General features: G+C 59.8%; 35 protein-coding genes and 1 tRNA gene. 19 read left to right on the top strand and 17 right to left on the bottom strand.

Translation table 11 applies throughout. The annotated features are described in order from the left end of the window. The first annotated feature begins 98 nt into the window (after positions 1-98). Complete coding sequence (locus DXY33_RS07750) at positions 99-470, top strand: AbrB family transcriptional regulator (protein ID WP_115132417.1); 372 nt, start codon at positions 99-101, stop codon at positions 468-470. A gap of 71 nt (positions 471-541) precedes the next feature. On the opposite strand, the gene trpA is transcribed toward DXY33_RS07750, so the two are convergent. Genes trpA through DXY33_RS07735 form a run of 3 tightly spaced genes read right to left on the bottom strand, consistent with a single transcriptional unit; the run spans position 542 to position 2,001 of the window. Next, complete coding sequence (trpA, locus tag DXY33_RS07745; RefSeq protein WP_115008826.1) at positions 542-1,357, bottom strand: tryptophan synthase subunit alpha; 816 nt, start codon at positions 1,355-1,357, stop codon at positions 542-544. Positions 1,358-1,391: 34 nt separating this feature from the next. After that, positions 1,392-1,748: a DUF3007 family protein gene (locus DXY33_RS07740; protein WP_115008825.1), complete on the bottom strand. Its 357-nt coding sequence runs from the start codon at positions 1,746-1,748 to the stop codon at positions 1,392-1,394. Between the two features lies 1 nt (position 1,749). Beyond that, complete coding sequence (locus tag DXY33_RS07735; RefSeq protein WP_115132416.1) at positions 1,750-2,001, bottom strand: NAD(P)H-quinone oxidoreductase subunit L; 252 nt, start codon at positions 1,999-2,001, stop codon at positions 1,750-1,752. 39 nt (positions 2,002-2,040) lie between these two features. Here DXY33_RS07735 and DXY33_RS07730 point away from each other — a divergent pair. Beyond that, positions 2,041-2,129: transfer RNA gene (locus DXY33_RS07730), tRNA-Leu, on the top strand. A 7-nt stretch (positions 2,130-2,136) separates the two neighbouring features. Here the strand turns inward: DXY33_RS07730 and DXY33_RS07725 are convergent. The 3 genes from DXY33_RS07725 to DXY33_RS07715 are packed head-to-tail and all read right to left on the bottom strand — an operon-like array spanning position 2,137 to position 5,102. Further along, positions 2,137-2,439: a thioredoxin family protein gene (locus DXY33_RS07725; protein ID WP_025362365.1), complete on the bottom strand. Its 303-nt coding sequence runs from the start codon at positions 2,437-2,439 to the stop codon at positions 2,137-2,139. Next, a complete protein-coding gene (gene pyrC / locus DXY33_RS07720; protein ID WP_115132415.1) occupies positions 2,414-3,460 on the bottom strand; it encodes a dihydroorotase in 1,047 nt (348 codons plus the stop codon). Before pyrC ends, DXY33_RS07725 begins: the two co-directional genes overlap by 26 nt. Next, a complete protein-coding gene (locus DXY33_RS07715; RefSeq protein ID WP_115132414.1) occupies positions 3,453-5,102 on the bottom strand; it encodes a SulP family inorganic anion transporter in 1,650 nt (549 codons plus the stop codon). Before DXY33_RS07715 ends, pyrC begins: the two co-directional genes overlap by 8 nt. Before the next feature lie 81 nt (positions 5,103-5,183). Between DXY33_RS07715 and DXY33_RS07710 the strand changes: the two genes are divergently transcribed. Further along, complete coding sequence (locus tag DXY33_RS07710; RefSeq protein WP_115132413.1) at positions 5,184-6,296, top strand: calcium/sodium antiporter; 1,113 nt, start codon at positions 5,184-5,186, stop codon at positions 6,294-6,296. Here DXY33_RS07710 and DXY33_RS07705 read toward each other — a convergent pair. Both DXY33_RS07705 and gorA read right to left on the bottom strand, forming a co-directional pair. Then, positions 6,293-6,928, bottom strand: a complete 636-nt coding sequence (locus DXY33_RS07705) for an alternative oxidase (protein ID WP_115132412.1) — start codon at positions 6,926-6,928, stop codon at positions 6,293-6,295. The two genes, DXY33_RS07710 and DXY33_RS07705, sit on opposite strands and share 4 nt — an antisense overlap. Before the next feature lie 87 nt (positions 6,929-7,015). Next, a complete protein-coding gene (gene gorA, locus DXY33_RS07700) occupies positions 7,016-8,380 on the bottom strand; it encodes a glutathione-disulfide reductase (protein WP_115132411.1) in 1,365 nt (454 codons plus the stop codon). Positions 8,381-8,495: 115 nt separating this feature from the next. Between gorA and DXY33_RS07695 the strand changes: the two genes are divergently transcribed. From DXY33_RS07695 to DXY33_RS07685, 3 genes are read left to right on the top strand one after another with little or no spacing between them, the layout of a single operon-like run. Beyond that, positions 8,496-8,741 (top strand): hypothetical protein, encoded by a 246-nt coding sequence (locus DXY33_RS07695; protein WP_244275935.1) that lies wholly within the window; start codon positions 8,496-8,498, stop codon positions 8,739-8,741. Continuing rightward, entirely contained in the window at positions 8,716-9,948 is a 1,233-nt protein-coding gene (locus DXY33_RS07690; RefSeq protein WP_115132410.1) for a glutathione S-transferase family protein, read from the top strand. Before DXY33_RS07695 ends, DXY33_RS07690 begins: the two co-directional genes overlap by 26 nt. 23 nt (positions 9,949-9,971) lie before the next feature. Further along, positions 9,972-10,640, top strand: coding sequence for a ParB-like protein (locus DXY33_RS07685; protein ID WP_115132409.1), 669 nt, complete (start codon positions 9,972-9,974; stop codon positions 10,638-10,640). On the opposite strand, the gene dnaA is transcribed toward DXY33_RS07685, so the two are convergent. Next, complete coding sequence (gene dnaA, locus DXY33_RS07680) at positions 10,641-12,038, bottom strand: chromosomal replication initiator protein DnaA (RefSeq protein ID WP_115132792.1); 1,398 nt, start codon at positions 12,036-12,038, stop codon at positions 10,641-10,643. Positions 12,039-12,121: 83 nt separating this feature from the next. Here dnaA and DXY33_RS07675 point away from each other — a divergent pair, with 83 nt between their 5' ends. The 3 genes from DXY33_RS07675 to DXY33_RS07665 are packed head-to-tail and all read left to right on the top strand — an operon-like array spanning position 12,122 to position 14,569. After that, complete coding sequence (locus DXY33_RS07675; protein ID WP_115132408.1) at positions 12,122-13,249, top strand: trypsin-like peptidase domain-containing protein; 1,128 nt, start codon at positions 12,122-12,124, stop codon at positions 13,247-13,249. A 1-nt stretch (position 13,250) separates the two neighbouring features. Continuing rightward, the gene (locus tag DXY33_RS07670; RefSeq protein WP_115132407.1) at positions 13,251-13,892 is read left to right on the top strand and encodes a TIGR04282 family arsenosugar biosynthesis glycosyltransferase; all 642 of its coding nucleotides are present in this window, start codon (positions 13,251-13,253) and stop codon (positions 13,890-13,892) included. Beyond that, on the top strand, positions 13,880-14,569 hold the full coding sequence (locus DXY33_RS07665) for a TIGR04283 family arsenosugar biosynthesis glycosyltransferase (protein WP_115132406.1): 690 nt from the start codon (positions 13,880-13,882) through the stop codon (positions 14,567-14,569). The genes DXY33_RS07670 and DXY33_RS07665 overlap by 13 nt, the downstream gene beginning before the upstream one ends. Before the next feature lie 9 nt (positions 14,570-14,578). On the opposite strand, the gene DXY33_RS07660 is transcribed toward DXY33_RS07665, so the two are convergent. From DXY33_RS07660 to hisG, 3 genes are read right to left on the bottom strand one after another with little or no spacing between them, the layout of a single operon-like run. Next, on the bottom strand, positions 14,579-15,064 hold the full coding sequence (locus DXY33_RS07660; protein ID WP_115009240.1) for a GNAT family N-acetyltransferase: 486 nt from the start codon (positions 15,062-15,064) through the stop codon (positions 14,579-14,581). A 14-nt stretch (positions 15,065-15,078) separates the two neighbouring features. Then, the gene (locus tag DXY33_RS07655; RefSeq protein WP_115132405.1) at positions 15,079-16,857 is read right to left on the bottom strand and encodes an ABC transporter ATP-binding protein; all 1,779 of its coding nucleotides are present in this window, start codon (positions 16,855-16,857) and stop codon (positions 15,079-15,081) included. Then, positions 16,857-17,507 (bottom strand): ATP phosphoribosyltransferase, encoded by a 651-nt coding sequence (gene hisG / locus DXY33_RS07650; RefSeq protein ID WP_115132404.1) that lies wholly within the window; start codon positions 17,505-17,507, stop codon positions 16,857-16,859. The genes DXY33_RS07655 and hisG overlap by 1 nt, the downstream gene beginning before the upstream one ends. 40 nt (positions 17,508-17,547) lie before the next feature. Between hisG and gloB the strand changes: the two genes are divergently transcribed. The 5 genes from gloB (at position 17,548) to DXY33_RS07630 (ending at position 19,769) form a co-directional block, all read left to right on the top strand. Next, positions 17,548-18,297 carry a hydroxyacylglutathione hydrolase gene (gloB, locus tag DXY33_RS07645; protein ID WP_115132403.1) on the top strand — a complete coding sequence of 250 codons (750 nt, stop codon included), beginning with the start codon at positions 17,548-17,550 and terminating at the stop codon, positions 18,295-18,297. A gap of 64 nt (positions 18,298-18,361) precedes the next feature. Then, a complete protein-coding gene (locus DXY33_RS07640) occupies positions 18,362-18,754 on the top strand; it encodes a RidA family protein (RefSeq protein ID WP_114988626.1) in 393 nt (130 codons plus the stop codon). Between the two features lie 45 nt (positions 18,755-18,799). Then, a complete protein-coding gene (locus tag DXY33_RS07635) occupies positions 18,800-19,027 on the top strand; it encodes a DUF3136 domain-containing protein (RefSeq protein WP_006850228.1) in 228 nt (75 codons plus the stop codon). A gap of 187 nt (positions 19,028-19,214) precedes the next feature. Beyond that, entirely contained in the window at positions 19,215-19,475 is a 261-nt protein-coding gene (locus DXY33_RS12325) for a hypothetical protein (protein WP_170950986.1), read from the top strand. Positions 19,476-19,526: 51 nt separating this feature from the next. Beyond that, a complete protein-coding gene (locus DXY33_RS07630) occupies positions 19,527-19,769 on the top strand; it encodes a hypothetical protein (RefSeq protein WP_115132402.1) in 243 nt (80 codons plus the stop codon). Positions 19,770-19,964: 195 nt separating this feature from the next. Here DXY33_RS07630 and DXY33_RS07620 read toward each other — a convergent pair whose 3' ends face one another. After that, positions 19,965-20,156 (bottom strand): hypothetical protein, encoded by a 192-nt coding sequence (locus tag DXY33_RS07620; RefSeq protein ID WP_115132400.1) that lies wholly within the window; start codon positions 20,154-20,156, stop codon positions 19,965-19,967. Positions 20,157-20,274: 118 nt separating this feature from the next. Here DXY33_RS07620 and DXY33_RS12020 point away from each other — a divergent pair, with 118 nt between their 5' ends. Then, on the top strand, positions 20,275-20,487 hold the full coding sequence (locus DXY33_RS12020) for a hypothetical protein (protein WP_136975441.1): 213 nt from the start codon (positions 20,275-20,277) through the stop codon (positions 20,485-20,487). 3 nt (positions 20,488-20,490) lie between these two features. Then, positions 20,491-20,670 carry a hypothetical protein gene (locus tag DXY33_RS07615; RefSeq protein ID WP_136975440.1) on the top strand — a complete coding sequence of 60 codons (180 nt, stop codon included), beginning with the start codon at positions 20,491-20,493 and terminating at the stop codon, positions 20,668-20,670. 5 nt (positions 20,671-20,675) lie between these two features. Here the strand turns inward: DXY33_RS07615 and DXY33_RS07610 are convergent, their stop codons facing one another. Continuing rightward, entirely contained in the window at positions 20,676-20,936 is a 261-nt protein-coding gene (locus tag DXY33_RS07610) for a hypothetical protein (RefSeq protein ID WP_115132398.1), read from the bottom strand. A 30-nt stretch (positions 20,937-20,966) separates the two neighbouring features. Between DXY33_RS07610 and DXY33_RS07605 the strand changes: the two genes are divergently transcribed. Continuing rightward, positions 20,967-21,347: a hypothetical protein gene (locus DXY33_RS07605; RefSeq protein WP_115132397.1), complete on the top strand. Its 381-nt coding sequence runs from the start codon at positions 20,967-20,969 to the stop codon at positions 21,345-21,347. Between the two features lie 1,214 nt (positions 21,348-22,561). Here the strand turns inward: DXY33_RS07605 and DXY33_RS07600 are convergent. After that, positions 22,562-22,738, bottom strand: coding sequence for a hypothetical protein (locus tag DXY33_RS07600; RefSeq protein ID WP_170950990.1), 177 nt, complete (start codon positions 22,736-22,738; stop codon positions 22,562-22,564). Between the two features lie 1,400 nt (positions 22,739-24,138). Between DXY33_RS07600 and DXY33_RS07595 the strand changes: the two genes are divergently transcribed. Further along, the gene (locus tag DXY33_RS07595; RefSeq protein WP_115132395.1) at positions 24,139-24,318 is read left to right on the top strand and encodes a hypothetical protein; all 180 of its coding nucleotides are present in this window, start codon (positions 24,139-24,141) and stop codon (positions 24,316-24,318) included. Between the two features lie 4 nt (positions 24,319-24,322). Here DXY33_RS07595 and DXY33_RS07590 read toward each other — a convergent pair whose 3' ends face one another. Then, positions 24,323-24,403 carry a DUF1651 domain-containing protein gene (locus tag DXY33_RS07590; RefSeq protein WP_244276022.1) on the bottom strand — a complete coding sequence of 27 codons (81 nt, stop codon included), beginning with the start codon at positions 24,401-24,403 and terminating at the stop codon, positions 24,323-24,325. Positions 24,404-24,481: 78 nt separating this feature from the next. Continuing rightward, positions 24,482-24,769, bottom strand: a complete 288-nt coding sequence (locus tag DXY33_RS12010; RefSeq protein ID WP_170950989.1) for a hypothetical protein — start codon at positions 24,767-24,769, stop codon at positions 24,482-24,484. A gap of 232 nt (positions 24,770-25,001) precedes the next feature. Here DXY33_RS12010 and DXY33_RS12320 point away from each other — a divergent pair, with 232 nt between their 5' ends. Next, positions 25,002-25,163 (top strand): hypothetical protein, encoded by a 162-nt coding sequence (locus tag DXY33_RS12320; RefSeq protein WP_156915511.1) that lies wholly within the window; start codon positions 25,002-25,004, stop codon positions 25,161-25,163. The last annotated feature ends 86 nt before the right edge of the window (positions 25,164-25,249 follow it).

Below are 25,249 nucleotides of genomic sequence, written 5' to 3'. Positions count from 1 at the left end.
AGCGAAGGATGAAATAACAGCGAACTTTTCAGTAGAAAATGATGGCATAGCCGCTTGAACCATGGCTATGTTGTGAAGGTTGATATCTCTCGAAAGCGATGCTCACTGGGAGCGACCTTCTCAATAAAGTCAAAGACCTGGGTGACATCAGCAAGTCTGACCTTGTTCGTGCCTGTGGCTATGTCTCCACGAAAAAAGATGGTGGTGAACGTCTGAATTTCACCGCTTTTTATGAAGCACTGCTGGAGGCCAAAGGCGTCAGTCTTGGCGTGGGTGGAGTTGGCGGAGTGGGCAAAGGCGGCCGCAAACTCAGCTATGTGGCCACTGTGCAAGGCAACGGCAATCTTCTCATCGGCAAGGCCTATACAGCGCTGCTCGACCTGAAACCTGGAGATGAATTTGAAATCAAACTTGGTCGCAAACAAATTCGTCTGACACCGGTGGGTGCCACCGACGAAGACGACGAGTGATTCAACATTAAAAAGCAGTGCAACCCCGGCCAACGCCGGGGTTTTTGGTGGCTTGAGCGGGATGGCAGCCCCTAGGGCTGATCGGCAGCGGCACGCAACTCAGCGCAAAAACGACCAGCTTCCTGAGCAATGTCCCCGGGCGATGCTGCTGCCATCCGTTTCACAAGTGCACTGCCCACAATCGCTCCATCGGCACCCCAACCCCGAACCTGACGCACCTGCTCGGCACCTGAGATCCCAAAACCAACCGCAACAGGAACCGGTGAGGTTTGTTTGAGTTGCTGCACCAAACCTTCAACCCTGCTTTCCATCTGAGCTCGCTCACCGGTGACACCGGTGACACTCACCAGGTAGGTGAAACCTCGGCTGCATGTAGCAATCCGACCCATCCGATCTTGGGGAGTGGTAGGTGCAACCAAGAGCACCAAATCCAAGCCATGACGCTCTGCGATTGTCGACAGCCGCTCCGCTTCCTCAAGGGGTAGATCAGGGACCACCAAACCCGCCGCACCAGCCTCCGCTGCGGACTGGCAAAACGCCTCCATCCCCACATTGAGCAGTGGATTGGAATACGTGAACAGGATCACGGGAATCTGCAGCTGGCCTTTCAACGAGCGCAACATGTCCAGAACACCCTTTGGCGTGGTTCCGGCGGCAAGGGCCCGGGACGCAGCAGCCTGAATGACCGGCCCATCAGCGAGGGGGTCGCTGTAAGGCATTCCCAGTTCGACCATGTCAGCCCCTGCACGTTGCAGGCTGAGCAGCACATCAGCGGTGACAGAGAGATCCGGATCGCCGGCCATCAGGAATGGCATCAAGGCGAGGCGACCGTCCTGCTTCAGCTGCTCAAAGCGCTGGGCGATGGAAGAGGACTGCTGATTGGGCATCTCGGTCAACCGACCAGGAACAAACTTCGGAAGCCTATGAGTCGACGGGGGCATCGCCGTCCGCGGGAACCGAGGCATCCGCTCCAATCTTGCGCAACAGCGCCTGTTGCTCCTCCTCGGGAAGAGCATCAAAACGGGCTTGAAGCGCCTCAGCTTCCTGTTTGTCGTAGACCTCGCGGTAGCGACGCCGCTGATCCATGTAGGTCATCTGGCCGGTGACCACACGGAACAGGTAAGAGCTTGTCCACACCACCACAATCACAACCAGCAGGGCCTCCGCAGCAATCCCTGCCGAAAACCCCTCAAAGCCTGCAGCCTGAAAGCCGACTTGCCCAAGCCCGCCCAGCAGGAGGACTGCAAGTCCGATCAGAAGAACCTTGCCACGCGTCAATTCAGACGTCTCCTTGCCCGCGCAGCCGGAAATTGAGGAAGGGGGCAAACAGAATCATCCCCGGGAAAAAGAGGAAGACCAGGCCATAGATCCCCAGACGCTCCAGCTTGCCCATGCGATGCCAACGCTGGTTCATCCACGCGTACAGGGCGAGGGGAACCACAACGAGATACAGGCCGCCCAGAACGGTGTAGGCCAACAGAACCAACAACGTGTCCTGTGGGACTTGAGAAAGCAGGGACGAAAGGTCCAAGGCCTGAGGACATCTGGGGGAAATCTAAGATGTCCGGGCGGGGGCATGGCGGAATCGGTAGACGCACGCGACTTAAAATCGCTTGGGCCGAAAGGCCTGTGGGGGTTCAAGTCCCCCTGCCCCCACCACCTGAGCTCAAGACGGCAGCAACTCAGCCAGCTTGGTGCGGAAATCTCCCTTGGGCATGCCGCCCTTCAGTTCTCCCTCAATCGAAAAATCTCCATCGGGATCGTTCACCAGGAGGTAGGTGGGCCAGCCCATCCCCTCCTTGTTGGGGTACTGCTTGAGCAGGATCTTCCGGTATTTCCGATACATCTCCGTGTCCTGAAGCATCACGGAGATGAAGCTGCAGCCGAGTTCCTCGGCCACCTTGCCGTCGTAGTGACTCATGCGGTGACAGGTGCCGCAGTCTTCAGAGCTGAACTTGATCAGGTGCATCGGCAACGGCCCAGGACAGGATCTCTCCAGCATGGAAAGGAACCAGTCCATTCACAAGTTCCGGCACGAGATGGTCACGGCGTTGCAACGTAATGCGACGCGTGTTGGCTGGACGGTTGTAGAAGGCCGGCCCATTCAGGCTGGTGAAGGCCTCGAGATGCTCCAAAGCATCCTCCTCATCAAAAACCTGGGCATAGCTCTCCAGGGCGAAGGGCGCATTGAAGATGCCAGCGCATCCGCAGGCACTTTCCTTGGATGCCCGTTCGTGCGGTGCCGTGTCGGTGCCGAGAAAGAAGCGTGGGTCACCGCTGGTGGCCGCCCGGCGCAGGGCCTGACGGTGACATTCCCGCTTGGCCACGGGGAGGCAATAAAAATCACTGCGCAACCCGCCGGCAAACATCGCGTTGCGGTTGATGTGCAGATGGTGGGGGGTGATGGTGGCGGCGAGATGACGATCCGCTGAGCTGACGTATTGCACAGCTTGTTCGGTGGTGATGTGCTCGAACACAACCTTCAGCTCGGGATGGCGGTCCCGCAGTGGTGCCAGATGGCGTTCGATGAACACCGCCTCTCGGTCGAAGATATCGATCTCGCTGTCCGTGACTTCACCATGGATCAGCAAGGGCATGCCGATCCGGGCCATCGTTTCCAGCACGGGATCGATCTGCAGCAGATCCGTCACCCCTGCGGCGGAATTGGTGGTGGCGTTGGCGGGATAAAGCTTGGCGGCAGCAAAAACGCCCTCTCGAAATCCTGTCTCCAACTCGGCAGGAGCGATCGAATCCGTGAGGTACGCCGTCATCAGGGGCGTGAACTCCAGATCAGCGGGGCACGCCGCCTGAATCCGGTCCCGGTATGCCCGTGCAGCAGCCACCGTGGTCACCGGGGGACGCAGGTTGGGCATCACGATGGCCCGCTGAAAACGGCGGGCGGTATGGGCCACAACCTGGTTGAGCATCTCCCCGTCGCGGAGATGCACGTGCCAATCATCTGGGGCGATGATCGAGATCTGATCAGACATTCAGCTGCAGACCGTTCACGGCAAGGCGCAAGGCATCGAGGCGATCACCAGTGATGTGGCTTTGGGGGAGCCGATCCAACAGCTTCAGCTTCTGCAGGCGCTTCTCCGTGCTGCCCGTTGCACCGACCAGGAACACCTGACGACTCTCTTCAATCGCTTCCTTAACGGCATTCTCAAGGGCGATCGCAGCGGTGACCCCCAGGTGGGACACCTCGGAGAGGTCGAAGACCACAGCCTGACAATTGCCGATGGCGTTGTGCTCACGCGAGATGGCCTTGGCCACGCCGAAGATCATCGGCCCGGCGAGCTGGAACAACAGAACCTTGCCGGAGGCCTGATCCAGCAACACCTGCTCTTCATCGGTCAGCTCCACATCGTCATCAGCGGTGCTGATCGTTTTCACTTTTCTGGACTGCAACGCACTCATCCGATCAATGGTGAGCACGTTGGCCACGAAAACTCCGATGCCCACTGCAGTGATGAGATCCACCAGCACCGTGAGCGCAATCACGCCGTAGGTGATCACCGCAGCTTTCACCGAGAGGTGGTGGGCCCGTTGGAGGAAATCCCAATCGATGATGTCGATACCCACCTTCAGGGCGATGCCCGCCAGCACAGCGAGGGGAATCGTGGACGCAAGGGGCGCGGCTGCCAGAACGACCACCATCAGAATCACCGCACGGACAATGCCCGACAGGGCTGAACGTCCGCCGGCCTGAATGTTCACGACGGTGCCCATCGTGGCTCCCGCCCCAGGCAGTCCGCCAAAGACGCCCGAAGCGATGTTGGCCAGTCCCTGACCCACCAATTCCTTGTTGGAGTTGTGCTCCGTGCGGGTGAGGCTGTCAGCCACAACGGAGGTGAGCAGCGCATCGATGCAGCCGAGCATGCCCAGCACTGCGGCATCCACGAACATCAAACGCAGCTGGCCACCCGAAAAGGTGGGCACATGCAGGCTGGGGAGCTCAGCATTGAACGGCGGAATGGTCTTGAGACCGGCGTCGTGGAACAGGGTCATCGACAGCACCGTTCCCAGCACCAGCGCCAGCAGCTGCGGCGGGCAGAAACGCTTCACGCTGGCTGGGGTGAACCAGAGGATCGCAACGGTGATCAACGCCAGCGCCAGCTCCATCGGCTGAATGCCGGCAATCAGGCCAGGCAGGTTGGACAGGGTTCCCATCACCCCGCCCGATGCGGTCTGCCCCAGAAAAGCGGGCAGCTGGAGAATCACCAGGATGGCTCCAATCCCCGACATGAAGCCAGAGATCACGGTGTAAGGCATCTGGGTGACGTATCGACCCAGACGGAACACGCCAAAAAGGATCTGAAACAGACCCGCCAGGATGACCACGGTGAAGGCCATGGCCATGGCCGTTTCCTTGTCTGGAGCTGTGGCGGTGAAGCTCAGGATCACCGACGTGAACACCACGGTCATGGGACCGGTGGGTTCAGAGATCAAGGTGGGCGTTCCGCCGAAAAGAGACGCCACCAAGCCGATGATCACGGCGCCCCAAAGCCCAGGGGCAGGGTCACCCGTTGCGGCGACCCCGAAGGCCAGGGCCATCGGCAGAGCAATCACCGCGGCGGTCACGCCACCAAAGGCGTCACCCCGGAGGTTGCTGGTGCTGATCCGGTTCAACAAGGTTTCTTATCTATTACCCAAGTGAGTGACCTTAGGTTGATTCGCTTCAAAGCAGAATCCCCGTACAGCTGAGCTCGCCCCATGCCTGAATTTCTGCAGGCCTCGATCCAAGTGCTCCTGGGCATCGGACTGCTGTTCGGTGGCGGGGAACTGTTCGTTCAGGGGTCCGTCGCCATGGCGGTGATCTTCGGGATTCCCCAGCTCGTGATCGGCCTCACGGTGGTGTCGCTGGGCACCAGCGCCCCGGAACTGTTCGTGAGCCTGAGTTCGGTGCTGCAGGGAGCTGACGCCCTCGCCGTAAGCAATGTGGTGGGCAGCAACATCTTCAACGTGATGGTGGTGCTGGGCAGCAGTGCCCTTGTGCTGCCCTTGCGGGTTGAAAGCCGCCTGGTGAGGCGAGATGTGCCTCTGATGATTGCCATCTCGGCGGCGGTCTGGGGCATGGCCTCCGCAGGACGGGTGACCTGGCAAGCGGGCCTGGCCTTGCTGTTGGGACTTGTGATCAACACCGTCTGGGAGATCCGCACCGCCCGTGAAGAACCGGACGACAGCGGCAGCGCTGAACCCGAAATCAGTGACGAAGCAAACAAAGGTGGATTGATCCCAGCTTCAGTGCGATTGATTGCCGGCATCAGCGTTCTCTCGATCGGATCCAGGGTTCTGGTGAATGGCGCGGTCAGCTCCGCAACCCTCCTGGGAGTTAGTGAGGCAGTGATCGGTCTGACAATCGTTTCAGCCGGAACATCGATGCCCGAATTGATCACGTCCCTGGTGGCCGCCCTGCGCGGGCGCACCGATCTGGCGATCGGCAACGTGGTGGGCAGCTGCCTGTTGAACCTGATGCTGGTGCTAGGCGGCGGAGCCATAGCGGCAGCTGGCAACGGACTTGAAGTCAGCCCGGAACTGATTCAGGACGACCTGCCGATAATGCTGCTCACTAGCCTGGCCTGCATGCCAATTTTTTGGACGAAAGGTCGAATATCCCGCTTGGAAGGAGGGCTACTTCTTGGCCTCTATGTTTTGTATCTGGTCGACAATGTTTTGCCCCGAACGGATATGGCCAGCTGGGCCGATGAATTTCGCCTCGTGATGCTCTGCGCTGTGATTCCAATCGTAATGATCGTAATTTTCACTCAGGCAGTTTTTTATTGGCGGGACAACCAGAACAACCCAACAACAAAAATTAATATCTAAAAAGCAATTGCTTTTTGGCTATTAGCCGCCACATGGTCCAACTCATCTCTGGCAATTAACTCGATTACATCTCGAAGAGTTTTTGGCTCACATTCCTCACGGGAAGCCCACATATTTCCCTCTTTTCTCCAATAGGCTGTTGCAATCGGAGTTACGGGCTGCTGCAACCATTCCTCTGGCTGCTCCAGAAGCATGCGCCGGTACGTTTTGACAGCTTCGGCCTCAACAGCTTCTCCAAGCAAAGAGGCCAACTCGTGATCCAACAAGGTAGTAAGAGCAAATATCCAATAAACAAGGACAGCTACATGCCTTGCCACAAAGCGATCTATCCATAAAGACAATCCACCAAGGTCACGAGAAAAAATGTCTTCATGCGTCTGCTCATTACTATCCTGCCGACGCGCCAGCTCCAGAGTTTTACGGATAGCACCACTCTGATCGAGGCCAATCGTTTCAAGGTAATGACAAGCACTTTCCTCAGCCGTATAAGCCGTGCGAGCAATAATCTCTAAAGATGCTGCCCGGCGAGCATCAGCTGCAGGCCAAAGAAGGCTGAGCAACTGCTCGCCTGATTCAATCAAAAAGTGAGCAAAATCAGCCTTATGACCTCGACTCTGCATGAATGATTCCATGTCATATATATCGATCTAATGGTGGTCTAGATCGCCAGATATGCACTGTCATTCACCTTTCATACTGTCGAAAGGATTGCCAGATCACTACATCGTCACGAACTCCTCTGACACAGAGGGGTGCAGTGCCATAGTGCGATCGAAATCGGCCTTGGTGGCGCCCATCCCCACGGCAATCGCCGCCATCTGAATGATCTCCGCGGCATGCTCGCCCACCATGTGGCAGCCCAGCACCCGATCGGTGGCCTTCTCCACCACCAACTTGAGCAGACAACGGGGGCCGGAAGCGGGCAGGGCCCGCGCCATGGACCGGAAGCGGGCGCGATGCACAACAACACCATCCACGCCATGGCGTTCGATGGCCTGTTCTTCCGAGAGGCCGACGGTCGCCAGCTCTGGATCGCTGAACACGGCACTGGCCACCAGGTCGTGGTTCACCTGCCGCGGACGCGACCCGAAAACGCTGTCGGCGAAGGCACGACCTTCATCAATGGCCACAGGCGTGAGGTTGACCCGATCGGTGACATCGCCGACGGCATGGATGTGGGGAACCGAGGTGCAGGAGTTGGCATCGACCGTGATGCGGCCGTGCTCGATCGCTACGCCGGCAGCATCCAACCCAAGATCCGCAAGCCAGGGGCGACGCCCGGTGGCCATCAACACACCGCCGCAAGCCAAAGACTCATCATTGCCCAGCCGCGCCGTCAGCGCCCCGGGCTCTCCCTCCACGGCCACCACCGTTTGCTCCAACAGCACCTCGATGCCCTGCTCACGCATGCCAACCAGCACGGCATCGGCCAGTTCGGCATCAAAACAGCGCAGCAAGCGCGGACCACGCACCACCTGGGTGACCGCAACACCAAGGCCCCGCAGGATGCAGGCGAACTCGCAGGCAATGAAGCCTGCGCCCACCACCACCACGGCTGAGGGGACATCCTCCAGAAGGAACATGTCGTCGCTGACCCAGGTGTGTTCAACCCCAGGAATCTCCGGCCGGGCCGGCCGGCCACCAACCGCCACCAGAAAGCGCGGGGCCGAGAGTTCCTCTCGCACGGGCCCACCGCGTTGATCGGAGATGCCGATTCGATCTGCTGCCGTGAAGCGTCCCCAACCGGAGATCAACTGAACACCGGCCTTCTCCAGAAATCCGAGATGGAGGGCATTGAGCCGATCCACCTCGGCACGCACCCGACGCAGGAGATCAGGCACATCCGAACGCACCGAACCGATCTCAAGGCCGTAGGCCGAGGCATCCGCCAGTTGATGGCGGGCCTGGGCGCCGTACACCAAAAGCTTTTTGGGAACACAGCCGCGGATCACGCAGGTACCGCCAACGCGATCGCCCTCCACGATGGCGACGCGGGCTCCATGACGGGCTGCGCGTTTCGCAGCAGCCAGCCCACCGGAGCCTGCTCCGAGCACAACCAGGTCCAAATCCAGACCAGCGCCCATAACAGAAGGGTGCTCGAGACGACGGGCGTCATCGTAAAGATGGCGTTATGGTCCGGGGAAGGGGGCCATAAAGGCCCAAGACGAGTCGGTCGTATTTCAACCGCGTCCTTAAACCATGAACCGTTCTTCCAAGCGCCGCAGGCAGCTGCCTGAACCTGAGCTGCGCCTCAAACGATCGCAACGCCGCGAGATCGTGATGATGATCACCAGCGACGACATGAAACTGCGGCTGAAGCAGTTGGCTGATCAGGGCCGCCAGCAGGACTGTCTGGCGCTCATGCACGAACTGGGCGACTGGCAGTCCTATGGACGGGCAACGCTTGCGCCGATCCTGCATGCCCCTTTCATCGGAATCAGCTGAACCCCTGAGCTGGTCGGACCTGGCCAGCCTGGCGATGCCGGAACCGAATCGGATTGAAGGGCCGACCAGTGCCCAGGCCACGTTGCGCCTGTTCGGACAGCCTGAATCCAACGTGATGGTCACGCTGTACCGCGACCATCACGCCTGGTGCCCCTACTGCCAAAAAATCTGGCTGTGGCTGGAGTTCAATCGCATCCCCTACCGAGTCCGCAAAGTCACCATGCGTTGCTACGGCCCGAAGGAGCCGTGGTTCCTGGAGAAAGTGCCATCAGGGATGTTGCCGGCCCTGGAGCTCAACGGGCGGACGATCACCGAAAGCGACGACATCCTGCTGGCCCTCGAGCGGCAGTTCGGCCCCCTGGGCATGGCGATGACAGCGCCGGAAGCTCTGGAGTTGCGCCGTCTTGAACGGCTGCTGTTTCAGGCCTGGTGCATCTGGCTGTGTTCACCACGGCTGAGTCCGAGGCAACAGGTTCTGGCCCGAGAGCAGTTTCAAGACATCGCCCGGCGCTTCGAACGGGAGCTGAACCGGGAAGAAGGCCCGTGGCTGCGGGGCCCGGAGCCGCAGACCGTGGATCTGATCTTCGTTCCCTACGTGGAACGGATGAATGCCTCGCTGGCTTACTACAAGGGATACCGGCTGAGGGCTGAGCATCCAGCCATTGACCGCTGGTTCCGTGCCCTGGAGCAACTGGAGACCTACCGCGGCACCCAAAGCGACTTCCACACCCATGCCCATGACCTGCCGCCCCAGATGGGCGGCTGCTGGCCCGACGATGGAGCGGAAGCGAAGCGCCTGGCCGAACGGATCGACCGAGGTGATGGCCTCGGCGAGGACGAAGCCTGCTGGGATGTGGACCATCAAGCCGATCAGGCCGTCATCGCCCTGAGCCGGGTGCTGCGTCACCAGCAACGGCTGCGCGAGGTGAACCCCATGGGTGCTGCAGCCTTTGACCAGCCCCTGCGCTGTGCCCTCACCAGGTTGGTTCGCAACACCCCCTGCCCGCCTCCAGCGGGGAGTGCCGCCGGGCTGCGCTATCTGCGCGATCGCATTTCGGTGCCAAGGGATATGCCGCTCCCGGCTGCTCGACTACTGCGTCAAGCCCTTGAAGCCACCGCCCAGCTGGATGGCCCTGAGCAGGCCAAGCCCTTGCCGGTGAGGGATCGCTTTGATCAGGATCCCCGCCCCTTCCTAATTGGGTCATAGTGCGGGGGCGTCAACGCTGAGTCGTGCCACTGCGGCTGCCCGCTTACCAACCGATCCCCGCCCCCGATCGGGGGACCGATCTGATTGAGGTGTCAGCGGCGCAGCTGCAGCCGACCCAGTGGTGTGTGGGACTGGCGGAGATCTGGTCACGCGAGAAGGATTTCGCCCAGGACACCCGTCAGCAACGTCTTGACTACCTGCGCGGCAAACCGGTCCCTTTGATCCGATCTGCCGATGGCGCCATGTGGATGCTGGACCGGCACCACCGCCTGCGAGGCCTGATCGGCATTGATCCAGGGGCCACCACCTGGGGTTACGTGGTGGAGGAGCTGCCAACCGCCGACCGAAACGCTGTGCTAGCCCATCTGCACAACCAGGGCTGGCTCTACCTCTACGACGGACGAGGCAACGGCCCGCGCCCGGCCGAGCAGCTGCCCACGAGCCTGCTGGGACTGGACGACGATCCTTACAGGAGCCTCGTGTGGAAGCTGAAGCAGGAGGGGTGGATCAAGCCTCAGCCCCTAATCCCATATCACGAGTTTCGTTGGGGTGCCTGGCTGCGCAGCCGGCCCCTGCCCCCCTTCAGCTCCAGGCGCCTGGAGCCGGCACTCGCAGCAGCCCGCCAGCTGGTGTGCTCAGCCGCTGCACAGGACATGCCGGGCTGGAAAGGTGACAAGAAAGCCTGCCGCTGATCAGCGCTTCTTGCGGGAATCGATCTGCAGCAAATCCTTCACCTTCTGCACCTGACCAGCGAGCTGGGGGTCGGAGGCCAGTTTTTTCTCCACCTGCTCGATCGCGTACATCACCGTGGTGTGGTCTTTTCCGCCGAAGTTGTCGCCGATCCTCGGCAGGCTGAGGTCGGTGCCCTGGCGCATGAGGTACATCCCCACCTGACGGGCCTGGCTCACGGCACGGCGACGGGTGCTGCTGCACATCTCCTCGGCCGTGACATCAAACACCTCAGACACCTTGTCAATCACCTGTTGCGGAGTGACCTCCACCCCCTGCCCCGTGGGGTCGAGCATCGGCGCCACGGATTCCACGGTCATCGGCAGCCCCGTGATGGAGGCGAAGGCCACGGCCCGGGTCAGGGCCCCTTCCAACTCGCGGATGTTCGAGGTGAAGCGGCCGGCGATGTACTGGATCAGATCACGGGGCAGCGACATGCGCTCCTGCTCCGCTTTCTTCTGAAGAATTGCCATGCGTGTCTCCAGGTCAGGCGACTGAATGTCTGCGATCAGGCCCATCTGGAACCGGGAGATCAGGCGCTGCTGCAACCGTGGAATCTGACTGGGGGGACGATCACTGGCGATCACCACCTGTCGGCCTGCCTCATGCAGGGCATTGAAGGTGTGGAAGAACTCCTCCTGGGTGTACTCCTTGCCCTCGATGAATTGAATGTCGTCCACCAGGATCAGATCCGCGGCGCGGTAGCGATCGCGGAAGGCCTGCATGCCGTCCTTGCGTATGGCCTGGATCAGGTCATTGGTGAAGGTTTCAGTGGAGACATAGGCCACCCGAGCCCCGGGGTCGATTTCCAGCCGGTAATGGCCAATGGCTTGCATCAGGTGGGTTTTGCCCAGGCCCACACCGCCGCAGATGAACAGGGGGTTGAACTCCCGGCCCGGCGCTTCGGCCACAGCCAAAGCCGCCGCATGGGCCATCCGGCTGTTGGGGCCGACCACAAAACGGCCGAACACGTAGCGGGGATTGAGCCCGGGCAGATAGCGGCGTGGGGAGCCGTTCCGCGCTGGAGCCGATGCCGACTCCTGGGCCGCTGGAGGCGGCGCCGCATCTGCAGCGGCTGAGGCCTCATCGGTGGCATCCGGCAGCGGCAAGGCGGTTTCCGCCAGCACCGTCACCTGGACGGGCTGACCGCTGATGCTGCTGGCCATCTCGGCGATCGTGGGCAGCAGCTGCTCCCGCAGACGAACGCTGGCAAAGGGATTCGGGGCCAGAAGCTTCAGCTCTCCATCGGCAAAGCCGCTGCAACCCGTGGGGCGAATGAAGGTCTCGAAGGTGGGCTTGCTCAGCTTCGCCTGCAACCCATCCCGCACCTTGATCCAGAGCTCTTCGCCCGTCTGCGCCAAAACCACCCATCGCCCGAGTGCTGAATCTACGCATGCCGATCCGCTCAGGCCGTCTTAAATGCATCAGCACACATCTCGTCGCGATGCCCAACGCCCAGCATTGGCTCGCCATCGCCCTGGTCGGGAGCGCACTCTCCGGTTGCAGCCTGGTGAGAGACCAGCTGGGTCTGACCCCCAAGCCACCGATGACGGCGCCACCGGTGGTGCACGATCAGCCCCGCAGCGCACCTCTGCAACCGGGGGACAACGTGATCGTGAAGGCGGTGGATCGCGTCGGTCCGGCGGTGGTGCGCATCGATGTGGTGAAGGAGATCTCCAACCCCTTCGGAGGGATTTTTGGGATCGGTCCCTCCAGCCAGCGGCAGCAGGGCCAGGGCTCCGGCTTCATCACCCGGGCCAGCGGTCTGATCTTCACCAATGAGCACGTGGTGCGTGGTGCCGATCAGGTGGCGGTGACCCTGCCGGATGGACGCAATTTCAAGGGCAAGGTTCTCGGCACCGACCCCCTCACCGACGTGGCGGTGGTGAAAGTGGTGGCCGACAACCTGCCGGTGGCGGCCCTGGGCAACTCCGACCAGCTCAAGCCCGGGGAATGGGCCATTGCCATCGGCAATCCCTTCGGCCTGAACAACACCGTGACGGCCGGCATCATCAGCGCCGTCGGCCGCCTCAATGCGATCGGTGACGGCCAGCGGGTTCCCTACATCCAGACCGATGCAGCGGTGAACCCCGGCAACAGCGGCGGCCCGTTGATCAATGCCGCCGGTCAGGTGATCGGCATCAACACGGCGATCCGCACGGCCCCAGGTGGCGGCTTGAGTTTTGCGGTTCCGATCAACCTGGCCAAGCGGATCGCGCAACAGATCGTCAGCACCGGCCAGGCCTCCCATCCCTTCATCGGCGTGCAGCTGATGAACCTCACGCCGCAGCTGGCGCGGGAAATCAACGCCACCAACAGCGCCTGCACGGTGCCCGAGCTGAATGGCGTGTTGGTGAAGGAAGTGGTGAAAGGCACTCCGGCCGCTGCTGCCGGCATCCGCCAGTGCGATCTGATCCTCAAGGTGGAAGACAACCCCGTTCAAACCCCTACCGAAGTGCAACTCGCCGTGGACCGCGGCCAGGTGGGGGAACCGATGCAGCTCACCCTTCAACGCAACGGAAGGGAGCTGATCGTGCAGGTGCGCCCGCGGGAACTGCCTCGCAACAATTGAGATGGTGCAGATCGTTGTGATGGCCCGCTGGCCATCACCGGGCCGATGCAAACGCCGCTTGAGCCGCGATCTCAACCATGAGCTGGGCTTGGCCAATAGCAGCGAACGCGCCACAAGGATCCAACGGCGGCTCACGCAGCACTCCGCTGCGGTGGTGCGGGGCCTCGCCGGCGCCATGGAGATCGAGCCGGTGCTGGCGGTGAGCGGACTCGGCCCCCGTGCGGCCACTCGCTGGGGGCAACAGCTGGGGCTGGGGCAGGTGCGGCTGCAGGGGAGGGGGAAACTCGGCACCCGATTGCGACGGCAATTGATGCACGGCCATCGCCACAACAGGCCCTGCCTCGTGATCGGCACGGATCTGCCCGAACTCAATCCCGATGATTTGAGGCAGGCCGTTGAGCGGTTGAAGCAGCATGACCTGGTGCTGGGGCCAGCCTCCGATGGGGGCTACTGGCTGCTGGGGATCGGCGCATCCCTAATCCGCAGACCGCAGCTCTGGCCACTGATCGGCATTCCCTGGGGCGGCCCCAGGGTGCTGGAGGCAACGCTGGAGGCGGCGCGCAGGCGGCAGCTCTCATCGGCCCTCGTACCCCAACGAAATGATCTGGATCACTGGAGCGATCTGATGCCATGGCAGGGCTGAGCGTTGTGATTCCAACCCTGGATGAAGCCAGCAGGCTGCCGCTGCTGCTGGCGGATCTGCAGCGATGGCCGGGGGAGTTGGAGGTGATCGTCTCGGATGGCGGCAGCAGGGATCACACCCGGGCGGTGGCTCAGCTGGCCGGCGCCACCGTGCTCGACAGCCCCACCGCCGGGCGGGGTCCACAGCTGCGCTGGGGCGTTGGCCACAGCTCCCATGCATGGGTGCTGATGCTGCACGCCGACAGCCGCCTGCCGGACACCTGGCACCAGAAGCTGGGAGCGATTCTGAGCAGCCCGGCGGGCCAACTCAGCGCCTGGTGCTTCGACTTCAAGGTGGAGGCGCATGGGCGGCCGATGCTGTGGCTGCTGGAGCGGATGGTGAACCTGCGCAGCCGTTGGCTGCAACGCCCTTACGGCGATCAGGGCCTGTTGATTCAGCGCCAGCTGTATGAACGCGTGGGCGGTTACCGGCCCCTGGCGCTTATGGAAGACCTGGACCTGGTGGAACGCCTGAGCCAGGTCGCTCCCCTCCGTTCACTGAACTGTGCCCTGCTCACCAGCGCAGAGCGCTGGCAGAAGCGAAGCGTGCTGGTGCAGGCCTGGCGCAATGCCCGACTGCGCTGGCTGTGGCGGCAGGGGCGATCAACGGAGCAGCTGTTGCGGCTCTACCGGCGCTGAAGGATCCGATCAGTTGGCGTACCAGAAGGCACAGCGATGGCCCTGGGGCTCGAGATCCCAGCCCTGGCCCTGATAGAAGCTGACGACGCCCGGATCGGCGAACAGGCTGACCCGCTCGGTTCCCATCTGATCCAGGGCCTCGAGGATGTAAGCCATCATCTGCTTGCCCAGACCATTGCCCTGGTACAGGGGATGCACGGCCACGTCCCAGACGGTGGCTTCGAAAACACCATCCCCGGTGCAGCGCGCAAATCCAACCAGACGGGGCACCCGTGGGTCGTGCCGCCAGAGGCCAACTTTGAGCAGGCTGTGGCTGAGGGCTTTGCGCACCCGGCGAATCGGCCGGCGGCTCCAGCCCACCGCTTCCAGCAACTGCTCGAGTTCCACCAGATCGAAGGGGTACTCCTGGCTGAACACCAAGGTGATCTGGTCATTGGCGCAGGGGCAGAGACGCGCCCCCTGGCCGTACTGCTCCAACAGAGGATCAGCAGGCATGGGCAGAGGAGCGATCACAGACGCGCCAACCCCCGCTCCTGCAGATCAGCCAGCTGGGCGTAGAGCCCGCCACGGGCCCTTAGCTCGCGATGGGTACCCTGCTCGATCAGTTCACCGCGGCGCAGCACAAGAATGCGGTCCGAGGCTTCCACCGTGGCCAGGCGATGGGCAATGACGATGGCGGAGCGCTTTTGCAGAAGCCGATCAAGATCAGCCTGCAGCGTCGCTTCCGTTGAAGGGTCCATGAAGGCGGTGGCTTCATCCATCACCAACACCGTTGGCTTGCGGATCGCCACCCGGGCCACCGCAAGCAGTTGGCGCTCTCCTGAAGAGAGGTTGCCGCCCCGCTCGCGCAGCTCCGTCTCCAGGCCGTTGGGAAGCTTGGCCAACAGCTCGTTGAGACCAAGCTCAGCACAGACCTGAGCCAGCTCTCGATCACTCACCGACGCATTGAGCCGAAGGTTGTCGGCCACATTGCCGCTGAACAGGAACGTGTCTTGAAGCACGACGCCCAGCTCACGCCGGAGATCGGCCATCGGGATCGTGCGGATGTCCCGTCCATCCAGAAGGATGCGCCCCTGCTGGGGTTCATACAGGCGGCAGAGCAGGCGGATGATCGTGCTTTTGCCCGACCCCGTGGGGCCCACCAGGGCGACATGTTCTCCGGGGGCGATGCGGAAGGAGAGGTTGCGGAGGATCGGATCGTCCGGCCGATAGGCGAAGCTCACGTTCTCGAAGATCACCTCACCGCCACCACCACCCACGTGGGGGAGAACCCCTTTGGCCTCAGCGATCTCGAGGGGCTCCTCCATCAACTCGCCGATGCGTTCGACCGCCGTGAGCCCACCCTGGATCTGGGTGAAACGCTCCGCCAGCTGACGCAGCGGATCGAAGAGGCGTTGGGAGGCCAGTATGAAGGTGGTGAGGGTGCCTAGGCCCATGGCGCCATTGGTCACCATCAAGCCGCCAAGGGCCAGAACCAGGGCAATGGCGGCCAGAGCCACCCACTCCAGGAAGGCTGAAATGCTGCTGTCGAAAAAGATCGTTCCGTTCACAGCGCTGCGGTAGTGCATGCCGGTTCGCAGGAAGCGGGCGCTGTTCACCGTCTCACGGCCATACATCTGAACCACCTCGAGGCCCTGGAGGTTCTCCTGGAAATCGGCATTGAGCTGGGAAAGCTCTTCACGCACGCGGTAATTGGCCTTGCGGTAACGGCGCTGCAGCCAAAGCACGGCCAGGGTGACGGGCACCTGCGTGAACAACAGCAGTAGCCCCAGCCTCCACTCGATTAACAACATCGTTGAGGCCAGCACCAGCAGGCTCACCAGATCATTGAGCACCCCAATGGCACCACTGCCAAACACCTCAGCCAGGGCATCCACATCGCTGGTGAGCCGTGTGAGCAACTTGCCCACCGGCATGCGGTCGTGAAACCGCAGGGACAGCGACAACGCATGTTCAAACAGGTCGTCGCGGATTCGAGCTGTGAGCCGTTGTCCGACGGCCAGGATGCTGAATTGCTGCACCCCCTGCAGGCCGAGCCGCAGCAGCACGGAAACGAAGTAGAGCCCAATGATCACGCGGATCGAGGCAGAGAGGCTCATCCCCGAAAGGAAGGGAAGACTGGGCTCTCCGCGCAGGACGCCGACGGCCTGGCCGAGCAGAACGGGCTGCAGTGCTCCGGCAAAGGCCAAGGGCAGCAGCAGCAGCAGGGCCACCAGCAGCCGCCGGCGATCCCGCACGAGATAACGGCCCAGACGACGGACCCGGCGCCAGTCGGCGACGGCCCCCATCAGCTGGAGCTCCCGACGGGTGTTGCTGCGCGGATCGCATCAACGATGGAGGCCAAGGGGCCGTGGTCGAGGCGAACCGACAGGGGGTGCCCCACCAGTCGAGCTGTGGAGTGGAACAGGTCTTCGATGGCGATCAGGCCGTTCTCCCGCAGGGTGCGACCGGTGGCCACCAGGTCGACAATCGCTTCTGACATTCCGGTGATTGGCCCCAGCTCCACCGAGCCATTGAGGTGAACCAACTCAACGGGGAGGTCGAGGGCATCGAAATATTCCCGGGCGCAGTGGGTGAATTTGCTGGCGACGCGGCAGTGGGCGGGCAGATCAGCAGCCCTGGTGTAACCACTGCTCTCCTGAACCGCCACGGCCATGCGGCAGCCGCCAAAGCCCAGGTCCACTAGTTGAGCGACGGGGAGTTGATGCTCCTTGAGCACGTCGTAACCCACCACCCCCAGCTGAGCCTGGCCGTAGGCCACATAGGTGGGCACATCGCCGTTGCGAACCAGCAGGGCCCGGGCGCGCCCGCAGGGGGTGGGCACCATCAACTGGCGGTTGTTCTTTTCCAGAACAGCGGAGAAATCAAGACCAGCCGCCGCAAAGCGGGCCACCGAGTCTTTGAGCAGCGCTCCTTTGGCCAACGCGACGGTGATCATGGGTCCAGCGCTGACCGGTTAACCAGGCAGGACTTTAACGATGCATTCTTCACTTCATGCCCTGCCAGTGCTCCAGGACAACGTGATCTGGATCTGGGTGAGGGGCGCGGAGGCCGTGGTGATCGACCCCGCCGTGGCACCTCCGGTGCGCGAGTGGCTGGACGAACGGCAGTTGAGCCTGGCCGCCGTGCTGCAGACCCATCACCACGCCGACCACATCGGCGGCACACCGGAGTTGCTGGAACGCTGGCCCCAGGCTGCGGTGATTGCCTCCGCTGAGGACAGGGAGCGGATTCCGTTCCAGACCATGCCGGTGCGGGATGGAGACCAGATCACTGTTCTTGGGCACGCGGTGGAGGTGCTGGATGTGGCAGCTCACACCAGGGCCCACATCGCCTTTTTCATCCCGAACCCACAGGGCGGCGAAATCGAGCCCCTGTTGTTCTGTGGAGACACCCTGTTCAGCGGGGGCTGTGGCCGACTATTTGAAGGCAGCGCTGAACAGATGCATCAGGCCCTGCAGAAGCTGGCGGAACTGCCCGAGGCCACAAGGGTTTGTTGTGCCCACGAGTACACCGAGACCAACCTGCAATGGGCCGTTGAGCAACGCCCCAGCAACGCAGCTCTGGCTGAGCGCTACCGGGAGGTGCAGATGCTCCGTGCCCAAGGAGAGCTCAGCCTGCCCAGCAGCATCGGCATGGAACGCCGCACCAACCTGTTCATGCAGGCCGGTTCAGCCGCAGAGTTGGCCGTGCTGCGCCAGCACAAAGACCAGTGGCGGCCGGCATGAGCGATGGCGAAGTAGGGGATCACCAACGGCGATGATCGTGATGAATGCTGTTGAGAACCAACCCATGAGCGCCAAGGCCATCACCACTCAAGACGCCCCTGCACCGGTTGGGCCTTACAACCAGGCAGTGCTGGCCGGCGAGTGGCTCTATTGCTCCGGGCAGATTCCATTGGATCCAGCCACCGGCGAGATGGTGGGGAACGGTGATGTGGCAGCGGAAACACATCAGGTGCTGAAAAACCTCTGTGCTGTGCTGAAAGAAGCTGGCGCCACCCCGGCTCAGGTGGTGCGCACCACGGTGTTCCTGGCGGACCTGGGCGATTTCGCAACCGTGAATGGCATCTATGCCGAGGTGTTCGGCGAGGGGGTCAGCCCAGCTCGCGCCTGCGTTCAGGTGGCAGCCCTCCCCAAGGGAGCACGGGTGGAAATCGACTGCGTCGCCTGGCTCGGCAGCTAAGCCTGGCCCGCGGGGGCATAGGTTGGAACTGGCTTCAGTGGTCCTATGCCTCAGGCAAAACTCACCATCGGTGAATTAGAGGCGGGATATCCGATGTATTGCAAGGCGCTGCGGCGTCTCCTCCAGCAGGGAAAAACCGTTCAAGACATTGAGCGCACCGTCTGCTGGGGGCATCTGGAAACGCTGAACCGCTGCCTGCCCACCCGCTACAAATCGCCCTCCTACCTGCTGGCCCTGATCCGCCGCGACCTGGAGAATCCAAAAGAGGATTGAGACGGGTTGTCTCAGCGTTTTCCCAGCGTTCTCGTGGCCAACGCTTCAATTTAAACTGAAAACAAGCGTTAAACCAGGCTGAAAAGCAAGGTCCTGGTATGACCCGCTGTATTTTCCGCAAGCCCAGAAGGCGACTCAAGCTGAGCCAGGGACTAGGCGTAGTCACGGTGATGCTGGGAGCTGCCCTTTGCCTGGAACTGCAGAGCGAGCTGAATCCCAAGCCGTCGACGATGCAGGGGACACCCCTGCTGGGAGAACGCGGGACAATGCAGGGATGGAGATCGAACAGCTCGAGCAGATTGCCGCAGTGATCGTGACGGCAGGACTGGTGGCTGGAAATTTCCTGATGTTCACCCCCTGGCGCAATGGGGAGGATCCGAGGCAGCGGCAACCGCAGAGCCTGATGCCCCAGAACGAGTCTGTTATTTCAGATCGCCCGAAGCCGTAGGCCATGAACTCATCCCAACGCTTGGATTCGTGATCTCCTTAGTGTGATTTGATGCACCCACTCGAGCTGTTCGATCGTTTTCGTCGCTGGTTTGGCTGGGTCGCACCAGGACACCAACTGTGGGAACGCAAGCCTGAGCAAGTGGCCCCGGATCGCTCTGATGACTGGCTCTTGGAGCCGCCGAGCCTGGAGGAGGCTCGTTTGTTGTTTCCTCAGTTGGATGAAGAGCGGGCCTTGCTTCGTTACCAACAACTCCGCCTGGAAATGCGGGAGCGTGACTGCCGCGGTTTTTGATCAGCCAGCCCACGGTGCCGCCCGACCTAGCCCGGTTCTGGAGCCCAAAGCTTGCAGCGGGTCTGGCGACTCCTTGTCTTTCCCCAGCTTCTTGAAAGCTGCCATCACGTTGGCAGTGGCTACCGCCTGCGACTCTTTAGTGACCCGCATCCGCCTCTCAACCAGTTTCTCCACGAGCTTCTGGGTGGAGTCCATTCAGCGATGAACCAGGAATGCCAGGACGTAGCCGATCAGCAGACCTTTGCCGAAGGTGATCCACAGCATTTGGTATTTGCTCAAACCAAAGCGTTGTCTGATCCGCTTGATAAACGTCTTATGCCACAGCAGGACAGAGCAGGTCTGCTTCGGCTTCTTCGGCTTCTTTGATTTCTTGGATGTCTTGCCCATCCATCCATCCTGCCCTCAACCAGCCTCGGGTGCCCAGCCCACATCCTTACGAGTTGGACAACCTTGGTGCTGGCTAATGGCTAGTCGTTCTCCATCAGCCAATCCAAATCGTTCCCCCATGACCGATCCCTACCGCTATTACGCCTGCGTTTCCTGGGCTTGGCCGGTTCTACAAGCGACGGAGGTGGCGCATACAAATACGGCAGTACCGGTATTGCCTGAGGCCATTCCTGATAAGGAATCACCTGCAGGCGAATGGGTTCTGCAGCCTGCGCTGGGAGTGTTGTCACCACCAACAACGCCAGCAATGCCCTTCGCACGCAGCACCTGAATGATGGCCAACATTTTGGACGACATCTGTGAGGACGGCCCTGTTCTGTCAGCAGAAATGGCCAGACCAAAAGGCGTCAGCAAGGCCACTGTTCAACGGTGCATCGCTGCCCTTGCAGAGCACTGGACTCCAGAGCAATACGACGCGGTTGTGGAGATGTTCCAGACCCACGGATTGCTGTGATGCCGTCACCACCTGGGCAAGCACTGGAACTTGCGCCAGCCCTTACGGAAGCCAACGTCTTTCACGCTTGTCCAGAGCTTTCCTGCTTCAACACACCCCTGCATCGTCGGCATGGTGAACGTCACCTTACTGATGACATCAGAACCCCATTTCTTCTGTGCGTTGACGCCAGAGATCAGCACCAGCTGAACCTCATCTCCTGTTTGAGCCTGCACCGGGACCGCTGCAAGCGTGAGTGCTGCCACAGCAACCAAAGCCGTCTTCATCACCAGTCATCCACTGCCCTGTAGGTAGCAATGGCAATCACCACCAAACAGCAACGCCAGCAACGCCGTAACGAGGCTCTTCAACTGCTCAGTGATGGTGTTCCACCAACTGATGCAGCGTCGCAGTTGACGGCTAAGTGGGGGTGCAGCCGCAGAACAAGCCTGTGTGACATAGAAATCGCTCAAAGTGAGCTGGCTAACGCCCTGAACTCAGTTGAGCTTCAGCACATGGTGGGTTGGTTGGCGACGCAATATCAACGCCTAGCCGCCAAGTGTGAACAGGCGCAGCAATTCTCAGCAGCGGTTGGCGCACTCAATTCTTTGAGGGCGATGTTGGTGCAGCCACAGCTGGATCGGCAATTTGAAGCACACTTCCGTGGGCGCTTTACGCACCAGGCACACCGCCGATAACAACGGTGCAACTTGGCTCAACCCAAAATCGTGATGCCGCTATCTCTCTCCTCACTGCCGGAGCTGGATTCAACTGGTTCGGATTGAGGCTGACGCTTCCAAGAATCCAGCCAGTTGCGAAACGCTTTGATGAAAGCCACAGCTCACGGGAAAGCTGAGCTAATCAAAGCTTGGGTTTGTTCTATGTCGAGGTCATCTACGCGCTGCAACTGGCGCTGACTGTCTCAAGTTCCCTTATGGCTACTTAGAAGCGTCCATATCCCTTGAAGGAGCGGTGTGTTCTCTTGAGGTAGATGCGTTGATAGCGGCCACGGCGCTTGCCTCGAAAGATTGGCCGATATGGCTTCTGCGTCCACCAATCCAGCGCCTGACGCCGGAAAATAAGCTCTGAGAGCCCTCTACAGGGTTTCCACAAAGCCCCGGCAGCAAACGTCAGAAGGGCAACAAGCAGAAGAAAACTGATTACGTCAAAGATCACGGCAGATCAGCGCCAGAGGAACCTTACGAGTCACATTTGGTCTCACTTGTTGCCTATGAGGCAAAAAGTTGACTTAGATCCGTAGACGGAGCCGCATCGCCTACGTCAAGCGATGAGAGAAGCGACCCCGCCACCGGTGATCCTTCATGACTATCACCGGCACGTCGTTTTTATCTCTTCTGAAGGGATAGATATCGAGTCACTTACTACCGAATCGCAGACAGGGTGATCCTCCTAGGAGGAGGGAGTGTGCGTAGCGTGGGAAAAATCCACTACGCCGTAGAGATATTCAGGCTTACGCCTCGAACACATGCGCAAGGGCGTTACACAACTTCACAAATAGGTGTAGCTGAGTGACATTTTAAGTCGCTAATTCTCCCCAGTTTTTAGTTTCTGCTCATCTGATTCACTAATTCCATGTCTTTTGTATCTTCACGGCATCAAAAGCGCACAAATGCTCAACTTGAACAATTGGCGCGTGAAGCAGAGGTCGAAACCAATAGAAGACGGCTAGAAATCATGGAATTAAGGCGGCTTGAACGCTGGCAGTACACGGCAGGATCTCAGTCTTGGACTTGAGGTCCTTAACGGCGATTACGTTGAACGCAAGCTGTCCTCTACCAGCTCAATCACATTTTGTAGGGTCACCTGCTGCAGTCCTGTCAGCGAAGGGGGCCGCCACAGTACTGTTACCAACAATCCGCAAGGCGTTAGCAAGGAGAATCGCTTATACAGGCTAGGCAGCAAGCTGATCTTCAAGATCAGAAAGCTCGATCTCTAACTGCTTGATTTTGCTCAAAATGTTTTCATTGTGCAGGCAGATTCTGCCGCCTGAAGGGAGGGAATCCTCTCGATAAAGCATGAGTCGATTGATATCGATCTCTTCTTTTAGAAAATCACGGTAAGAGCCCACAACATATAAGGACAGGTCCCAAGATTCTGGCAAGTTCATTTGGGATTTGCATCATCAAAATCGTCAAATGTTCGGGATTCAGCATCAGCAAGCTTCTTTTCTAATGACTCTACTTTTCTTAAAAGTGGCCCATAAAGCTCTCTGGTACTGGGGCTTTGAGGAAGGAATGCCTCCCGATACAGCATCAGTTGAATTATCTCGTTCTCGTCTGATCTGGAATCATTCATGGCACATAAAAGCCTAGAGGGAAAGCAAGGATGTGCGAATTTCAGTCGTACTGGACATAATCTCGTGAAGGTTTACGAAGCTCGCGTTCCTCCTTTTCATGCTGAATCCTCTGCAAGCGGAGATATGCAGTTGCGCAACGAGGGCATTCACAGGGAACGCCACAATCTTCAAGCTGCCGCAATGCAACTTGGGCCTGATAATGCTCAGACCAAGAATATGAAGTCACCGCGATTGGAGCGGAGGACATGTTGACTTTGCACGAATTTCAAAAAACCTTTTGTGCTAGTCGGACAATGTGCTGAACTCAACAACATAAACTGTGGCTGTAGTTACATGCCGTAAGCGGCGTAGCTGATCAAGTTGACGCCCTACATGGTGACGAGACGGCAACCGCTACGAGCTATCAGGCGAGTATTGGCGGATTGTTAAATGACCTCTGGGCGTGGTCCCCATGCCGGATCGTCTTCACCACCTATGTACGGAACTGTTGTTAGAGGGGGGGGTGTGCGTGACACAGGAAAAATCATCCAAGCCGTAGACGCATGACGGCCTGCCGCGCTTTGCTTTGCCGTTTAGGGATTGCTTGAGACGTTGCAGCAAGCCCTGATTCAGAAGGTCGTGATCCGCTGATCAGCGCACCGGCGGCAACAAAATAAGTGGGTTGGCCCCTCAGCCATCCCCCCTCAAAAAAATGCTCGACGCGTTTAAGGCACCACTGCCTCTCGTCAACCGTGGTGCATCAGATGCCGATATGTAACCCCCCTAAACACCAATTAGGCATTAAGCCTCATTGAGCTGGATTTGGGGCCTACTAAAAAATGGGCTTGGCGCGAGCACCACTGCCACGCCTTGGGAGATGAAATCCAGCGGGTTCCCTCGCCCGCGTCTCCCTCATTCTTCAGCAAACGGAAGGAGACGCATCGCGTCGAGCGATGAGGGATGCGACTCCGCCACCGTTGTGCCCTCGAACGCCCAGCCGGCACTTTGGTTTTATCCCTGGACCAGGGATAGAAATTAGGTCAACTACTACCGATTCCAGCAGAGGTCGGCGCGACAGCCGAGACGTTGCTGCATTGGGGACGGAGAAAGCACCACCAAAAACTAGGCATATCGACTGGACTCGGAAGTCTTATTTGTCGCAAGCGTTAGCTCATCAGCCAACAGGAGGCTGCATGTTCGAAGTCCTCAAAGGCCACACGGGTAGCTGCCAGCGTCGAACCTGCTTGAAGTGGGAAATCAATGGTGAGCTTTCAGCTTTAGATCAAAAGAACCTGATGGCACTGCTCTGCCAAGTCGACAAACAAACTTGCATCGATCTCGACGAAGCAGACGAAGTTCACAACGACTGTTGAGTCCTCACCTGACAGGCGGGGGGCAGCGCCTCCAACCCGTCTTCTGCATCGTCTGCCAAGCCTCAATAGTGTTGTGCCGCAGCATCCGCCGCAGAGTCATCGGCTCAGGCAGTCTGAGCACAATAGAAGGCTCTTAAGCCCGGGACATTGAGTAATGGAGCTCTTAAGCAGCCTCTGAATCGATTCTGTCTACGGCTGCCTGTGCGTCTTTCAAGACCTGATCAGCCTTCTGCATCAGCTTGTAGTAGGTATTCTTGTCTTCGGTGGTGTACGCGGCTTCCATCAGAAGGATGTACTTCTCTTCTGGAGACATCTGCCAGTGATTAGTTAGCGAATAATGCCGCAATCCTGAAGTTGGGCCGTAGCCAAAAATGCTTAATCTTTGCCCACCGAATGTATAAATCGCTACCCAGGCAAAACACTTGAAACCTGAAGGCTCTTCAGGCAGCACTCGGCATCCCATCGGTCAGAAAATTCCAAGCACAGGCCACTCGATACGCACACAACAAAGCGCTTGTCGCCGAGCTGATGCACCATCGGCGGCGGCCGAGAAATCTTGCTGAAGTCTTGGATCATCTCTCTTCCAATTTTTCTAAGTGTCGGCTAACAACCTGTTTTTAATTGCATCAAGTGGCACACATCACAACTGGCGGAATGCTCAGTAGATGTGTTATCCAGAAATCATGGACACTGAATTACTCAAAGAATCCTGGGAGAAGTTGACCGAACGCGGTTACACGCTGAGTCGTCCTGCTCCTGAAGTGGTGAACATCATCACGCCTACGGGTTACTCGACTCAGATTCGATTGAAACGACTGCCCAGCTACGCCCGCTATGTGCGGTGATTTCCGAGCCACTCGTCATCTTTAGGTGGCGCAGCCCCCTCTATCGGCGGGGCTGACTTCCAACAGCCTTAACCGAATCAAAGAAG

The sequence above is a fragment of the Synechococcus sp. N26 genome (assembly GCF_900473975.1).
In the GTDB taxonomy this organism is placed as follows: Bacteria; Cyanobacteriota; Cyanobacteriia; order PCC-6307; family Cyanobiaceae; genus Parasynechococcus.
The sequence above is the reverse complement of the archived record's forward strand: the minus strand, read 5'-3'. Positions and strand labels throughout refer to the sequence as shown.

What these genes read in the sequence shown, in the direction of transcription:
- DXY33_RS07750 (WP_115132417.1), top strand. Translation starts at nt 99, where the DNA reads ATGCTCACTGGGAGCGACCTTCTCAATAAAGTCAAAGACCTGGGTGAC.
- trpA (WP_115008826.1), bottom strand. Translation starts at nt 1,357, where the DNA reads ATGCCCAATCAGCAGTCCTCTTCCATCGCCCAGCGCTTTGAGCAGCTG.
- DXY33_RS07725 (WP_025362365.1), bottom strand. Translation starts at nt 2,439, where the DNA reads ATGCACCTGATCAAGTTCAGCTCTGAAGACTGCGGCACCTGTCACCGC.
- pyrC (WP_115132415.1), bottom strand. Translation starts at nt 3,460, where the DNA reads ATGTCTGATCAGATCTCGATCATCGCCCCAGATGATTGGCACGTGCAT.
- DXY33_RS07710 (WP_115132413.1), top strand. Translation starts at nt 5,184, where the DNA reads ATGCCTGAATTTCTGCAGGCCTCGATCCAAGTGCTCCTGGGCATCGGA.
- DXY33_RS07705 (WP_115132412.1), bottom strand. Translation starts at nt 6,928, where the DNA reads ATGGAATCATTCATGCAGAGTCGAGGTCATAAGGCTGATTTTGCTCAC.
- gorA (WP_115132411.1), bottom strand. Translation starts at nt 8,380, where the DNA reads ATGGGCGCTGGTCTGGATTTGGACCTGGTTGTGCTCGGAGCAGGCTCC.
- DXY33_RS07695 (WP_244275935.1), top strand. Translation starts at nt 8,496, where the DNA reads ATGAACCGTTCTTCCAAGCGCCGCAGGCAGCTGCCTGAACCTGAGCTG.
- DXY33_RS07690 (WP_115132410.1), top strand. Translation starts at nt 8,716, where the DNA reads ATGCCCCTTTCATCGGAATCAGCTGAACCCCTGAGCTGGTCGGACCTG.
- DXY33_RS07675 (WP_115132408.1), top strand. Translation starts at nt 12,122, where the DNA reads ATGCCCAACGCCCAGCATTGGCTCGCCATCGCCCTGGTCGGGAGCGCA.
- DXY33_RS07670 (WP_115132407.1), top strand. Translation starts at nt 13,251, where the DNA reads ATGGTGCAGATCGTTGTGATGGCCCGCTGGCCATCACCGGGCCGATGC.
- DXY33_RS07665 (WP_115132406.1), top strand. Translation starts at nt 13,880, where the DNA reads ATGGCAGGGCTGAGCGTTGTGATTCCAACCCTGGATGAAGCCAGCAGG.
- DXY33_RS07660 (WP_115009240.1), bottom strand. Translation starts at nt 15,064, where the DNA reads ATGCCTGCTGATCCTCTGTTGGAGCAGTACGGCCAGGGGGCGCGTCTC.
- DXY33_RS07655 (WP_115132405.1), bottom strand. Translation starts at nt 16,857, where the DNA reads ATGGGGGCCGTCGCCGACTGGCGCCGGGTCCGTCGTCTGGGCCGTTAT.
- hisG (WP_115132404.1), bottom strand. Translation starts at nt 17,507, where the DNA reads ATGATCACCGTCGCGTTGGCCAAAGGAGCGCTGCTCAAAGACTCGGTG.
- gloB (WP_115132403.1), top strand. Translation starts at nt 17,548, where the DNA reads ATGCATTCTTCACTTCATGCCCTGCCAGTGCTCCAGGACAACGTGATC.
- DXY33_RS07640 (WP_114988626.1), top strand. Translation starts at nt 18,362, where the DNA reads ATGAGCGCCAAGGCCATCACCACTCAAGACGCCCCTGCACCGGTTGGG.
- DXY33_RS07635 (WP_006850228.1), top strand. Translation starts at nt 18,800, where the DNA reads ATGCCTCAGGCAAAACTCACCATCGGTGAATTAGAGGCGGGATATCCG.
- DXY33_RS07630 (WP_115132402.1), top strand. Translation starts at nt 19,527, where the DNA reads ATGCACCCACTCGAGCTGTTCGATCGTTTTCGTCGCTGGTTTGGCTGG.
- DXY33_RS07620 (WP_115132400.1), bottom strand. Translation starts at nt 20,156, where the DNA reads ATGGGCAAGACATCCAAGAAATCAAAGAAGCCGAAGAAGCCGAAGCAG.
- DXY33_RS12020 (WP_136975441.1), top strand. Translation starts at nt 20,275, where the DNA reads ATGACCGATCCCTACCGCTATTACGCCTGCGTTTCCTGGGCTTGGCCG.
- DXY33_RS07615 (WP_136975440.1), top strand. Translation starts at nt 20,491, where the DNA reads ATGGCCAACATTTTGGACGACATCTGTGAGGACGGCCCTGTTCTGTCA.
- DXY33_RS07610 (WP_115132398.1), bottom strand. Translation starts at nt 20,936, where the DNA reads ATGAAGACGGCTTTGGTTGCTGTGGCAGCACTCACGCTTGCAGCGGTC.
- DXY33_RS07605 (WP_115132397.1), top strand. Translation starts at nt 20,967, where the DNA reads ATGGCAATCACCACCAAACAGCAACGCCAGCAACGCCGTAACGAGGCT.
- DXY33_RS07595 (WP_115132395.1), top strand. Translation starts at nt 24,139, where the DNA reads ATGTTCGAAGTCCTCAAAGGCCACACGGGTAGCTGCCAGCGTCGAACC.
- DXY33_RS07590 (WP_244276022.1), bottom strand. Translation starts at nt 24,403, where the DNA reads ATGCTGCGGCACAACACTATTGAGGCTTGGCAGACGATGCAGAAGACG.
- DXY33_RS12320 (WP_156915511.1), top strand. Translation starts at nt 25,002, where the DNA reads ATGGACACTGAATTACTCAAAGAATCCTGGGAGAAGTTGACCGAACGC.